Source organism: Aliivibrio sp. 1S128 (assembly GCF_001691065.1).
In the GTDB taxonomy this organism is placed as follows: Bacteria; Pseudomonadota; Gammaproteobacteria; order Enterobacterales; family Vibrionaceae; genus Aliivibrio.
The window spans coordinates 1-14166 of the sequence record NZ_MAJV01000025.1; the positions used below are offsets into that span (position 1 = coordinate 1).

The 14166-nt window shown below is 37.8% G+C and carries 10 protein-coding genes; 6 read left to right on the forward strand and 4 right to left on the reverse strand.

Annotation, left to right across the window (positions count from 1 at the left end):
• Positions 1–91: 91 nt before the first annotated feature.
• Both A6E03_RS20195 and pdxH read left to right on the forward strand, forming a co-directional pair.
• Positions 92–4000: an Ig-like domain-containing protein gene (locus A6E03_RS20195; protein ID WP_255310601.1), complete on the forward strand. Its 3909-nt coding sequence runs from the start codon at positions 92–94 to the stop codon at positions 3998–4000.
• Positions 4001–4129: 129 nt separating this feature from the next.
• Complete coding sequence (pdxH, locus tag A6E03_RS04410; protein ID WP_065593061.1) at positions 4130–4765, forward strand: pyridoxamine 5'-phosphate oxidase; 636 nt, start codon at positions 4130–4132, stop codon at positions 4763–4765.
• A gap of 82 nt (positions 4766–4847) precedes the next feature.
• Here pdxH and punR read toward each other — a convergent pair whose 3' ends face one another.
• Complete coding sequence (punR, locus tag A6E03_RS04415; RefSeq protein WP_065600246.1) at positions 4848–5750, reverse strand: DNA-binding transcriptional activator PunR; 903 nt, start codon at positions 5748–5750, stop codon at positions 4848–4850.
• 133 nt (positions 5751–5883) lie between these two features.
• On the opposite strand from punR, the gene punC reads away from it, so the two are divergent.
• Positions 5884–7077 carry a purine nucleoside transporter PunC gene (punC, locus tag A6E03_RS04420; RefSeq protein ID WP_065600247.1) on the forward strand — a complete coding sequence of 398 codons (1194 nt, stop codon included), beginning with the start codon at positions 5884–5886 and terminating at the stop codon, positions 7075–7077.
• A gap of 93 nt (positions 7078–7170) precedes the next feature.
• On the opposite strand, the gene A6E03_RS04425 is transcribed toward punC, so the two are convergent.
• From A6E03_RS04425 to arfB, 3 genes are all read right to left on the reverse strand, one after another.
• On the reverse strand, positions 7171–8814 hold the full coding sequence (locus tag A6E03_RS04425; protein WP_065600248.1) for a DUF342 domain-containing protein: 1644 nt from the start codon (positions 8812–8814) through the stop codon (positions 7171–7173).
• A 112-nt stretch (positions 8815–8926) separates the two neighbouring features.
• Complete coding sequence (locus A6E03_RS04430; protein ID WP_065600249.1) at positions 8927–10846, reverse strand: ATP-dependent DNA helicase RecQ; 1920 nt, start codon at positions 10844–10846, stop codon at positions 8927–8929.
• Entirely contained in the window at positions 10846–11259 is a 414-nt protein-coding gene (gene arfB / locus A6E03_RS04435; protein ID WP_065593056.1) for an alternative ribosome rescue aminoacyl-tRNA hydrolase ArfB, read from the reverse strand. The genes A6E03_RS04430 and arfB overlap by 1 nt, the downstream gene beginning before the upstream one ends.
• An 86-nt stretch (positions 11260–11345) precedes the next feature.
• Here arfB and A6E03_RS04440 point away from each other — a divergent pair, with 86 nt between their 5' ends.
• The 3 genes from A6E03_RS04440 to A6E03_RS04450 all read left to right on the forward strand — a co-directional run bounded on the left by A6E03_RS04440 (position 11346) and on the right by A6E03_RS04450 (position 14165).
• Positions 11346–11702 (forward strand): YibL family ribosome-associated protein, encoded by a 357-nt coding sequence (locus tag A6E03_RS04440; RefSeq protein WP_065593055.1) that lies wholly within the window; start codon positions 11346–11348, stop codon positions 11700–11702.
• Between the two features lie 240 nt (positions 11703–11942).
• A complete protein-coding gene (gene rlmF / locus A6E03_RS04445) occupies positions 11943–12869 on the forward strand; it encodes a 23S rRNA (adenine(1618)-N(6))-methyltransferase RlmF (protein WP_176703455.1) in 927 nt (308 codons plus the stop codon).
• A gap of 177 nt (positions 12870–13046) precedes the next feature.
• Positions 13047–14165 (forward strand): efflux RND transporter periplasmic adaptor subunit, encoded by a 1119-nt coding sequence (locus A6E03_RS04450; RefSeq protein WP_065593053.1) that lies wholly within the window; start codon positions 13047–13049, stop codon positions 14163–14165.
• Position 14166 lies beyond the last annotated feature (1 nt).

Below are 14166 nucleotides of genomic sequence, written 5' to 3' on the forward strand. Positions count from 1 at the left end.
GCGTCAACGGACGCGGCGGGCAACACGATTAACAGCACTGCAACATCAACCCATACGGTCGATACATCAAGTTATTGGTTTAACTTCTGATATTACAAATGAATCCAATACTGGATCAAACGCCGATACTGTCACTAATATCCATACACCAGATATAACCGGAGTTACAGAAGCTGGCGCTATTGTGACGATTACTTATACAGATGCCAACAATCAAGCGCAGACAGCAATAGGTACCGCGGATGCAAATGGTGTTTACACCATTGCGATCATCAACGCGCTGGCCGAGGGTTCAAACAGCCTAACGATTACAGCGGAGGATATGGCAGGCAACGAAGCGACGATCACGCAAGATGTGACGGTTAATTCAGATCCTATTGCTACTGATTTTGAAATTACATTAACAGATGATACAAGCGTTCAATTTACTTTCGCACCTCATGTGAGTGATATTGAAGACGATGCTAGTACTACAGATGATAAATCTGTTGGAATCAACATTACTGAGTTACCAGAGTTCGGTACTCTATATCTTGTTGATGGTGATACTCGTACTGAAATAACAGCAACAACGGTATTAACTGAAGATTCTCAAATTGAATATGAACTTAACGATACAATAAATGATGATTTGAGTTTTAATGCAGCCGAAGATTTTGCTCCTAATTATAATAATGGAGCAGTAACGTCTTTCACTTTAGCTAGCGGTGTTATTGTGTCAGGGGGAACTTATTCTGGAGATCGACCTGATACGACAAGTACATTAACGGCAGATGAACTTTATTATGATTCAGCAGTAAACGAAACTGGACTTGGTGTTGGTAGTAGTGAAATAGATGTAAATTCGCAAGACTATATTGAAGTGGACTTTACTAATGTAGGAAATACAAACACAACAGATATTGATATTAGAGAAGTGAATATTGATTTTGGTAGTGTCTTTGGTAATTATTCAGAAAATAGTAATGCGAATGCTGAAATTCATATCTTATTATTTAAAGATGGGGTTCTTGTTGGAGAAAGCCCTTACATCTTCGATGATGAAACTCATAATATTTATGATGGTAGTGGTGAGTTTACCGCTAATCTTCAACTTGATAGCGGCTTTGACCAAATTCGGGTTTATACCGTTCATGGAGAGGGTTCCACTGCGTCAAATTCGAATGTGACATTACAAGGTATTGAAGTTGTTGATGCTATGGTGAGTGAAGATATTCCTTATCAAGCAACAGATAGTGATGATGCTACCGATACTGGTATTATTACTGTTTCAACTGACAGTACTGAGCGTGCGATGAATAATGCGCCAATCATTGATGATTCAGTATTTAATGCGACGGATGAAGATGTCGCTATCCCATTAAATTTAAACGACTTGCTGATATCAGATCTGGATGGAGATGATGTTACGTTAACTAATATTACGGTTGATCCAGCATTTGGTTCTTTAGAGCTTATTTTTAACGGTGATGAAGTTATAGGTGCTCAATTTACGCCTGCAGAAAATGCACATTTTGATAGTAATAATGCAGTTGAATTTGAAATAACAGCGACCGACGGATATCAATCATCAACAGGAACAGCAACACTTATCGTTAATGCTGTTGCTGATGAGCCAACATTATCTGTTGTTTTAGGTGAATCGATATCAACGATTCTTTCAATAGATCCCTCTATTCATGACAAATTAATTAATGGAGAAGTTCTTACATTGGAAGAACAAACCTCTCTTGGTGTAAATATAGATAGCGTAGAATTGGCTGGCATTGAACGTCGTGTGATTGGCGATTCTGATAATGAACATATAATTGGAACTAACTCATCAGATATGCTTCTTGGTGGTTATGGAGATGATCTTTTTATCGGAGGTGCTGGTGATGATAAAATTGATGGAGATGATTCAAGTTCAAATATTAATAATGATGGTCACGATGTTGTCATTTATTCTGGTTCAATTAGTGATTATTCGATTTTAAATCACGGTGATGCTGGTGGAAGTGTCGATAAATGGGCAGTCTATGATTCTAGGGGAATAGACTCATCAGCTAATCCTTCAGGTGACTGGGATGCTAATTTAGGTGACCATCTGTATGAAATCGAGCGATTAATCTTCTCTGATGCCATTGTTGAGCTAAATCCTGATGGAACGTATACGATTTTACAAGAGACAGAAACGACACTAGATTTATCCGCATCTGTAATGGATATAGATGGCAGTGAATATTTAGATGCTATTATTATTTCAGGTCTTCCTGCTGGTGCTCAAATTTTTGATAAAGACACCAACCAACCTCTTGGAGAATTTAAAGATATCAACGGTGAGCAAATTTGGGTGATTGATATTATTGGCCAAGATACTCAAACGGTTAATTACGATAATTTAATTGTTCGTTATCCATCGGCAGAAACTCTTGATATTGATGTTTCAGCAGTTGCAAAAGAATCTTCAAATAATTCAGAAGCGACAACAACTGTTAATGCATCACCTAGCCAAGATATATATGCAGATCAAGGTGGAGAAACGCCAACAACATTGATTTCTTTAGTTCTTGATTCATCGGGTAGTATGGATCATAAACCGTTTGAATCTGATGACTCAAACCTAGATCAAGATAAAACAAGGATGGAGCTAGTTTTAGAAGCATCTATCGCCATGCTTAATAATGTGAAGGTTCAAGAAGGTTCTGAAGAGGTTCTCGTTCAGCTGGTTGATTTTGATAACCAAAAACATCACTCCGAGGATGAAAATGCAGAATCGCTTGGTTGGTTCACCGTTCAAAGTGCAATTAATGCATTAAATGCCGCTTTAGTTGATATTGCTAATGAAAATGAGGATGAAGATTTTTATCCTGATGGAGGTACTGATTATGAAGAAGGTATCTACGCTGTAATTTCGGGCTATCAAGACGCTCAAGTTACCGATATTACAGGAGAAACCAATGATGTCGTTTACTTCTTTAGTGATGGTAATAATGATGGTGGTTGGCAAGGTGGTAATAACGGACCGAAAGATATTTGGGAAGATTTTATTATAGGCAAAGATGTGACGGCTATTGGTATTGTAAGAGATGAAAATACAACGCTAAGCGGACTAAATAAAATTTCTGATAAGGTTATTTATCTTACGGATGGGCAATTACTGACTGAGCTACCAAAACTTCGCCCTACTATTGGGCAAGCAGGAGCACTACTTATGGGGATCATAGGGTTAGATGCTGCGGCCATTATTATCGATGAAACTAAAACAGAAGTACTGCGAGTTATTGACCACAATGGTGTTATTTCGAGCTCAACATACACTGTAACTAAAGATGGTAATCAGTTACTTATTGATACTGAATATGGTGATTTACGTATTGAAGAAGACGGTTCTTATTATTTTCAGCCATCGTTATCAGCCCCTGTTATTGAGTCAGGGAAATCCGTTGCTTTTGAGGTGATTTATACTACTGAGAGTGATAATGGAGTTGAAAATCAGCAGCTTGTTACTTTAAATATAAGCCCAAGCGGTGAAGTTAATACTACCGTCACATCAAGCTTAAATGCATCAACAGGTGATGATGTTGTCGTAGGCACTGATAGTGACGATATTATTTTAGGCCATGAAGGCAACGACATTCTAATCGGTGGATTAGGTGATGATATTTTAGTTGGTGGTACGGGTGAAGACATCTTTAAGTGGGTGGATCAAGGAGCTGATACTGGCATTGATACAATTAAAGATTTTACTGTCGGTGAGGATTTGATTGATCTAATGGACATTATTAGCGGCAGTGATAGCACAGTTGATATGGAAGATTTATTGTCTCATGTAACGGTATCAGAAAGTGGTGATGACTTAACGTTAGCTATTACCGATGATTCTAATAATAATCACACCATCATTGTTGAAGGTGGCGTTGGTTCATTTGGATTAGAAGATGCCAATTTCTCAAATCAATCAGAAATATTAACTCAACTATTAGATAATCAACTGTTTAAGTTAGATGATAATAATTGATTATAGAGAGTGAACTAGATAAAGGGCCTATTTAGGGCCCTTTTACTTGTTACAACACCTCAAGGTCTAACTCTTGATTAAATTATTTCAAAAGAGCACAATTTAGAAAAAGCAGTTGGAGATATAGTAATGGAATTAGAAGATATCCGCCGTGATTATAGCCTTGGCGGCCTACGTAGAGCGGATTTACCACAGGAACCCGTCGACTTGTTTGAGCTGTGGTTAACACAAGCTGTCGAAGCTAAATTGACAGACCCAACAGCCATGACAGTGGCTACGGTTGACAAAAATGGACAACCTTTTCAGCGCATTGTTTTATTAAAACATTTTGATAAAACTGGTTTTGTTTTTTATACCAATCTTGCTTCTCGAAAAGCACAGCACCTTGAAGATAACAGCAAAATTTCATTGCATTTTCCTTGGCACCCTCTTGAGCGCCAAGTGCATATTACTGGTACGGCTGAAAAACTGACGGCGCTAGAAAACATGAAGTATTTCACGTCAAGACCGAAAGAAAGTCAGATTGCGGCGTGGGCAAGTAAACAAAGCAGTCGTTTGACCGCGAGAGCAGCGTTAGAAGGTAAATATCTAGAACTGAAGCAACAATTTGCGAAAGGCGAGATCCCAGTACCAAAATTTTGGGGTGGCTTTAGAGTTAACATCGATTCGATTGAGTTCTGGCAAGGTGGTGATAGTCGCTTACACGATCGATTTATATATAGTAAAGATCAAGATAATTGGGAGATCGACCGATTAGCGCCATGATCTTGACTTTATTGTGTTTGGATCTTGATGATGAAATAAAAATGCCGATGAGCTTATGGTTATTGGCATTTTTATTTTTTGATTATCTTAACCATTCTGAGTTTAGTTTTTCAGTGTCACCGAGATAATCCAATAACCATTGAATTACGATAGATTCATTATTTTTGTTCCAAGCTAAGCAGCATGGGCTTGGGTCGATATTATTCTCGATCTCTTTATTAATGATACTTCCGGAATTGAATAATCGCTTTGCTTTATGGCTCGGTATAACACCAACACCAAGACCATCAATAAAACACTGTTCAGCACTGTGCCAATTAGGAACGATCAATCTACGTTGATTATCCAGTTGCCAGGTTGTTCGTTTTGGTAATATACGAGAAGTATCTTCTAAGCATATTACTGGGTATTTCATTAATTCAGAGTCGGGGATTGCACCGTTATAGTTTGCGAGTGGGTGAGTTGTGCTCATGACAAAGTCCCATGAAAGCTCCCCCATTGGACGGTATGAGAAATTACCGCCAATGGGTATTGTTGCTGTTGCTCCGATTCCAATATCTGCTCTGCCTGTCATTAAGGCGTCCCATACGCCATTAAATACTTCCATTGTTAATTGAAGCTCTATATCTGGGAAGGTTGCATAAAAATCACGAACCAGTTGGTTTACACTATTTTCACGAACGACATTATCTAGTGCCACAGAGACACTTTGTTGCCAACCATTCGCGACGCGTTGTGTATTTAAACGTATGTCCTCCATCTCTTTAAGAAGTTTTCTGGCTTGTTCAACAAAATAGTCACCAGCAGCGGTTAATTCTACTTTGCGATGCAAACGAGTGAAAAGAGACACGGTTAACCGATCTTCAACAGACTTAATTGTATAGCTAATTGCACTGGGTACTTTGTGCAATTCTTCAGCGGCATGACTAAAACTACCAAGGCGTGCTACAGACTCAATTGTGATTAATTCGTGGTAAGAAAACATAAAAAACCTGATGGTAAATTATTCGCATCAAAAATATTGATGCAAAGTGCAAATATTATCGTTTCACAAGAGTAGCAACTAGCAAATAGAATGCAAATAATTCTAGAAATATGTTCATCTTTGGAGAAAGAACATGGATAAGCAAAAACAATCTATTCCTTATATCTGGCTTGCTGGCCTAAGTATGCTGGGCTTTTTAGCAACAGACATGTATTTACCTGCATTTGATATTATTCGCGGTGATTTGGCAACAACTGAAAGTATGATCGGTTTAACCTTAAGTATTTTCTTGTTTGGTATGGCTATTGGTCAACTTTTTTATGGGCGTTTGACTGAAAAGTTGGGGACTAAAAAATCACTTATCATTGGTTTAACTATTTTCGCAATAAGCAGTTTAGTTGCTTCATTTTCAACCAGTGTCGAAATGCTATTAGTTGCACGTTTCTTCCAAGCACTTGGTGCATGTAGCGCTAACGTAATTTGGCAAGCAATGGTGATTCAACGTTATGATGCAAAAACATCACAGCGTATTTTTGCAACCATTATGCCTCTTGTAGCGCTTTCTCCTGCATTAGCACCTTTACTGGGTGCCGCAATTGAAAAGTTCTATGGCTGGTCGATGATTTTTGTTGCACTAACGGTTATTGGTGTTGGTTTAGCGGTAAGAACGGCTGCAGATAAAGAACCACAACAAGAAAAATTAACATCAGGTAAAGCCGTTACATTCCGTGATGTTATTAAGTCAAAAAAATTCACAGGTAATATGCTTATTTACGCAGCAAGCTCTGCAATTTTCTTTGCATGGTTAACTGGATCACCTTTTGTAATGACTCAAATGGGCTATTCAGGTGCAGACATCGGTTTAAGTTACATTCCACAGACAATCGCATTCATTGTTGGTGGTTACGGTTGTCGTTGGGCTCTAGAGCGTTTTGAAAGCCAAAAAGTACTTCCTTGGATTTTAAAATTATCAATTGCGAGTGTCAGTGTGGTGTTCTTAATTGCTTGGCGCATGGAACCTACATCAATCATTCCAATGCTGATCCCTTTCTGCTTTTTAGCGGCAGCGAATGGCGCGGTATACCCGATTGTTGTAAATAACGCACTAATGGATTTTAAAGAAGGCAGCGCTGTTGCTTCAGGTCTATTAAACTTTTTACAAATGCTATTTTGTGTAGCAGCAAGTGCAATGGTATCAAGTATTAGCTACTTAGGACCTATCTCAATGGGTAGCGTTATGTTATTGCAATTAGTGTTCTTATTCATTGGTGCGGTATTGGTATTTAAATCGAATAAAGAAGAGAACATGGTCTTAGCTGAGCAGTAATTATTGCTTTAAGTTAGCCAAATAAAAATAGCATTGTGCGTAATCGCCAATGCTATTTTTTTGTCTAAGATTTGGAAAATATAAAAAGTCATATTATATTTTTTTCTTAATCATGACGGGATCAATGTTAATTTCATAACCAGAGTAAGATATTTTACTGGGACTATATTCACGTTTTGTTATTAAGTGCTCGGTATTAAATTGAATATCAACACGAGGAAAAATTTTGTTTGTCACAAAGATGTGGCTTTCTCTTAAGTGAGCATTAAAAATAATGTGTTCTTTCTCTAATTGAGACTTTAGAGCCAATAAATCTTGAGTTGATTTTTCTTTTGAACGAAGGATTTTTTCTGCTAATTCTGGAGGTTGTCGGCTAATATTTATTTGTGCAATTTTTACAACTTGAGCGTTTGCATCATCTAGACGTTTCTGTAGTAAATGTAAGTTTTCTTTTTGCGTATTGAAATGATGGAAAGCATGAACTTTAGTATAAGCCCCCCCTTCAATACCTAGATTCGCTGTTTTTATTGACCCGTTTGCAGTAACGCTTCCGCCACTTATTGTTCCATTTTTTTCTGTTTCATCAATGACCACAATAGAGCCTAAAGATTCGACTAAACAGTGGTTAGCATGCAATGTAATACGAATATCACTGTGAGCCATCAAATGCGAGTTTTGAGCGAGTTTAGTCGTGATTTGACCTTCAGTATTTACAATGCAAGTTAAGGGAGTCCCTTCTGGTACAGGCCGACCTATAATGCCATTTATTACGGTTATATCATGCTTTGCCGTTACTTCAGCATTTTCAATAAAACCGCCTACAATAATAGAACCGGTAGCGGTTACTTTCATTCCTGATTCAATATCTTCTTGTATAAAAATACTGCCTTCAAATGAAACATGGCCCGTTGTAGCGTTGACTCTTTTTAAGGTAAGTAAATTATTGATACTAACGCCTGCATGATGGATCAGAGGAGTTCCATCAATATTAGACAGAAGAAGATTAGGGTCATTTTGGGATACGAATGATCCAGGAAAAAGAGTGAAGGGGATATCATTTCCTTGCGCAGCAGTGATAATTTTTCCGGTTACCGTGTTGCCATTTATCCCGAGAGTTGCAGGTATGCGTCTCATCAATGGTGTATTTTTCTTTACGCTAATCACATCTCCTAAGTTACGCATATCGACATGACCATCATCCATTTCTTGCGGTTGTAATATGCGCTCTTTAATATTAGGAACGAGAGGTTCAAATACGGTATCTTGACCTTCTTCGGCTCTTCGACCACAAGCGATAATATTTGAGCAGACTTCTCCTGGTTCTAGATTTTTACTTTTAATTAAAAGAGCTTTGAGATTTTCTTTTTTAATGCCCTTAACGATATGATGATGACTTAATACTTCAATAATCTCAGGAGCACGTAAAGGGTGCCCACCATAAGCACCAGTTACTGTCATAGAAGCGAGCATTTCGTTTTCTTGAAGATCGATGGCTATTTCAGCATTTAAGCGTTGAGCAATCAAAACATTATTGATAGAGGCAATATTGCCAGTATTGATTGCAGAAATGATCGTTTCTATTTCTTTTTCAAAAAGATAAAACTGACCGGCACCGATAGAATATAAAGCTTGATGAACATCGGAAGCTTCAATAGATTGGTTCAAGGTCATATTTTCAGGAACGGTAAAATGGACAGCAGATTTATTATCTGAAAATAGTAAAAAATGTTCGATCATATCCTCTCCCAATAGATACTGAAATCTCAGCATTAAGAAATGATATTATCACTTATAACGTATGGGGTTCACTGAGCGTGTAGTAAGTGTAAACACGCTCACAGTTTATAACTTACCCGTTTAATTTACCTACTAATTCAAGTACTTCAAAAAAAGGTTTGGATTCGAATTTTGCATAGCCTTGCATTTTATTTGCTTTGATTTTTGTTGTCAGAGGGGTTGGTATACCACATAAAAATCGAGCAAACACAGCGTTAGCAAGAGGAGTTTTACTGTTATTCTGTAACTCTTGGCACCAATGTTTCACTTGTTCATCATCAGCAACAAAGAAGGTATTGTTTCTTGGCAAATGAGCGCCTTCTGAGCGACAAGCTGAACAGTGACCGCATTCTATTGGGGCATTAAAGTCAGCAAAATAATTGGCGAGTGAATGGCTTAAGCATGTTTTTGTTTCAAAGAAATCGAGCATGGAATGAATACGCTTAATTTCACTTTCTTCTTTATTTTTGAACAATTGATGTTGTTCTTGAGAAAGTACGTGAGTGCTCTCTACTTTATTTAATACTTGATAAACCTCTGTCATTAACTTACTTTCAAGTTCTATCCAGCCTTGTTCGTGAAAGTAATCTAACGCAGAAATAACACGTTTACGCTCACCTTGATATCCCATCCAAAGCGCATCAAAATCAACGGTATGCCACGTTCTTGATTTTGGAGAACATTGAAAAATGGTAGATACAAAATGTTGGCGCTCGGTTTGAAATTTACCAATAATATCATTGACTGGGATTAAGGTTTTGAAGCGATAATCTGCGTAATAACTGTATTTTGCTTGGATGATTTGCTTGAGTTCCAAATAAACTAGCAGTGTTTTTAATGGTAATTGACGAACATTACTGTCTTTAGATAGACGTAACAGTTGGGTTTCCCATGTATCCGAAGATTTATAAATATCATCTAATACGTATTGGATAGCTTCTCTGTCTGGGGTATCACCATAAACAAAGTTTTCTAAAACATTCAAACCTGAGGTATTAGCAAGTACAGTACAAAAAGAGGGATTTCCATCGCGGCCCGCTCGTCCAATTTCTTGTGAATAATTTTCAATAGATTTTGGTAAATCAAAATGAATAACTTGACGAATATCTGATTTATCGACCCCCATACCAAACGCAATCGTTGCAACGATACAATTAAGCTCACCATTCATGAATTTATGTTGAATGTCTTCTCTAATATCGTGTTTCAAACCTGCATGGTAGGCTTTTGCTTGAATGCCATTGCTTTGTAACCATTGAGCTACGTTCTCAGCCGTTTGCTGTAGCGTGACATAAACAATACTTGGTTCATTTGGTCTTTGTTGTAGAGTGGCAAATAAAGCAGATCGCTTTTGTTCTTCTTCTACAGGGATAATTGAAATATCCAAATTAGGGCGATAGAAGCCGGTGATTACAATATCGTCTTTGTCTATTTTGAACTTTTTACTCATGTCTTCAATAACCGCAGGCGTTGCCGTTGCCGTTAAGAGTAATACATGAGGAATATTTAAGGCCTCTCTGTCTTGAGGGAGCTTGAGGTAATCGGGTCTAAAATTATGCCCCCATTCTGAGATACAGTGCGCTTCATCGACGACCAATAATGAAATGTTGATCTGTGCAATAAATTGACGGAAACGCTCATTTTTCAAGCGCTCAACGGAAATCATCAAAATTTTGATGTCGCCGTTTCTTACCCCTTGTAATATGGCTTGGGTTTCTTCGCGAGTTTGGGTTGAATCAATGGATGCTGCCGCAATGCCTTTACTTTTTAAAAAGGTAATTTGATCTTTCATCAAAGCAAGTAAGGGTGAAATAACCAATGTGAGATTAGGCAATAAAAGTGCTGGCAATTGGTAGCATAAAGACTTCCCCGAACCTGTTGGGAAGATAGCAGCAGACGAGTGGCCATTAAGTACTTTTTCAATGACTTGCTGTTGGCCACCTCTTAGAGAATCAAAACCAAATACATCTTTTAACGTCTGCTGATATGTCATTAGTAGTCTACCTTCTTTCTCATATTCTTTGTTTGACCATGTTGGGTCTTATTGTCTACACGTCTACGTTGCGAATTACGTGTTGGCTTTGTTTCTCTGCGTGCTTTTTGAGTTTCAGCCGCAGATTGAATCAATACCTTTAAACGCTCAAGTGCGTCTTCTCTATTTTTTTCTTGCGTTCTAAATTGTTGAGCCTTAATTACGATAACCCCTTCTTTAGTAATGCGACTGTCTTTCATTTTTAAAAGTCGTTCTTTATAGAAAGGGGGCAGTGTTGAGTTATTGATATCAAAGCGTAAATGAATCGCACTTGAGACCTTATTTACATTCTGACCACCTGCACCTTGTGCTCTAATCGCGGTGAGTTCAATTTCCCAACTGGCTAATTGAACGTAATTTGAAATGGTTAACATGTAATAAACCTATGATCGAACTTCTATTAGAGGGTATACTATCAGGTAGCGTCGATACGCACCATTTTCAATACTAAGGTAATTTCATGAGTGTAAAAGAAGAACTGCAAAAAATTCATAACCGTTTAGATCGTTGTAAGCACCGTTTAGACGCTGCACAAAAGCGTGACGATCAACCTGTCGTTAAACAGTTTTTGCATGAAATCCAAACGCTAGAAAAGAAAGTTGCAAAATTAAATGGTAAAAAGCAATTTGAAACAGGGAATAAAGGAACAGAAGTTCGTAACCTTGATTTCAAACGTGCGATTACTAAAGCTGAACAAGCAGATATGGGTAAGCTGAAAAAATCAGTTCGTGGCCTAGTCATTGTTCATCCAATGACTGCTTTGGGCAGAGAACTTGGTCTTAAAGAAATGACTGGTTTTGCTCCTCAAGCATTCTAATTAAAAAAGTTTATTCTTGAATAAGAAGCATCTAATGTTTACGTACATTGGGTGCTTTTTTTATACATCAAAAGTCGTATTTTCCCGTGGCTTTATCTTCGTTATTTAAAGTAATTATGCTGAAGATAAGCTATTATATCCGCCATTATTTATTACCATTGAGTTCACATGTCTCATTCTCATTTTTCAAAAAATCAATCGGCATCTAAGAATAATAACGAAGCTCCGATTAAAAAATCTATGCATCCTCGTAATAAACATAATGCAAGTTATGATTTTCCTGCGCTGATTGCGACGTCTCCTGAACTGAAAGCATTTGTTGAAACGAATCAATATGGTAATGAATCAATCAACTTTTCAGATCCTCTTGCTGTTAAAGCATTGAACAAAGCATTATTAGCTCATTTCTACGATGTACCATTTTGGGACATTCCTGAAGGTTACTTATGTCCACCAATCCCAGGTCGTGCTGACTACATTCATAACATTGCTGATTTACTTGCAATTACTAATGAAGGTGAGATCCCAACAGGTAAAAACGTTCGTGGTTTAGATATCGGTGTGGGCGCTAACTGCGTGTACCCTATCATTGGTCACCGTGAATACAAATGGAACTTTGTTGGTTCTGATATTGATGTTCAAGCATTAAAAATGGCGTCGTTCATTGCGAACAATAACCCAAGCCTGAAGAAGAGTATTGAGTGTCGTCAGCAAAAGAATGAAGAAAATATCTTTAGAGGTATTATCAAGTCACAAGATGAATTTGCGTTCACGATGTGTAACCCTCCGTTCCATGCATCAGAAGAAGAAGCAACAGCAGGATCAGAGCGTAAACAGCAGAACTTAGCGACAAGTAAATCGAAGAAAGGACACGCTTATAATGAATTAAAAGGCGTGAAAAAATTAAACTTCGGTGGTCAAAAAGCAGAGCTTTGGTGTGAAGGTGGAGAGCTAGCGTTCATTACTAAAATGGCAAAAGAGAGTTGTGAGTTTGCACTGCAAGTTCAATGGTTTACGACATTAATATCTAAGAAAGAAAACGTTGATGCATTGTATCAAGAGCTTGCTCGATTAGGTGTAAAAACTATTAAAACGGTTGATATGGCACAAGGTCATAAAATTAGTCGTTTTGTAGCATGGACATTCCAAGCGAATGTAAATTTGTAAGCTTTTAGAATTAGATGAAATCTGTTTTATATCAGTTATTTAGTTGTAAATCGTTTCTAAATTTGACTAAACGTAAATTACAGACACATTCAGTAACAATCTCTCTAATTTTAATCTAATAATTTCAATCGTTTAACTGTCAGAATACTTATAATTCGACAGTTAAATGGTTATTTTATGAAATCAAAAACACTTCTTGCCACTTTGATTAGTGCCGCTTTGCTCGTTGGTTGTAGTGATGACGCAACGACAAAAACAACGCCTCAAGCCCCTTTGGTTGCCGCTCATACAGTAGAATCAATCCAATACCAACAAGGTAAAACCTATATTGGCCGTATTGAAGCAATGGAAGATGCTTCTATTGTTGCTCACGTCTCTGGCTACATTCAATCTCGCTCATTTAAAGAAGGCCAAATGGTCACTAAGGGCGATGTACTTTTCCAAATTGATCCTTCTTCTTTTGAAGCCCAAGTCGCTAATGCAAAAGCAGGTATTACTCAAGCTAATGCTGAATTGAAAAAAGCACAGCTTGATTTCCAACGAGGTAAGAATCTTCTCCCTAAAGGCAATATTAGCCAAGCTGAATTTGATGGTTTAACGGCTCAATTATTGAGTGGTGAAGCTCAGGTTGAATCGGCTCAAGCGCAATTGAAACTTGCAGAAGTGAATCTTTCTTATACGACAATCCTTGCTCCTTTCTCTGGCCGTATTAGTGACAGTAAGGTAAGTATTGGTGATTTGGTTTCTTCTGCATCGGGTGAACTTACTACATTGGTTAGCTTAGACCCAATTCATACTCGTTTTACTATCAGTGAACGTGAACGATTGTTGATGGGAATAGATCAAGTGAAGGGAGATGGTTCTGGTGCTTCAAACCAAGTAGAGGTAGTACTGAACCTTGAGAATGATAAAGAATATAACCATTTAGGTAAAATTGATTACATCGGAAATCGTATCGATCAAACGACAGGCACATTAACCCTTCGAGCGTTGGTTCAAAATCCTGATTTTACATTACTTCCTGGTCAGCATATCAACGTAAACCTGCGTGAAAAGAAACCAACGAACGTAGTTGTTACGCCACGCCGTGCGGTGCAAAGTGATTTAGAAGGCAGCTTTGTGATGGTATTAACGGAAGGAAATATCGCAGAAAGACGCAATGTGACCTTGGGTAAGCAATTACCAGAAGGGGTGATCATTAGTTCTGGTTTAGAGGCTAACGAGCAAGTGTTAGTGAAAGGATTACAGCGTGTTCGAAATGGTGTTCAGGTTCGTTTAGAAAATACGGGGTCTTAAT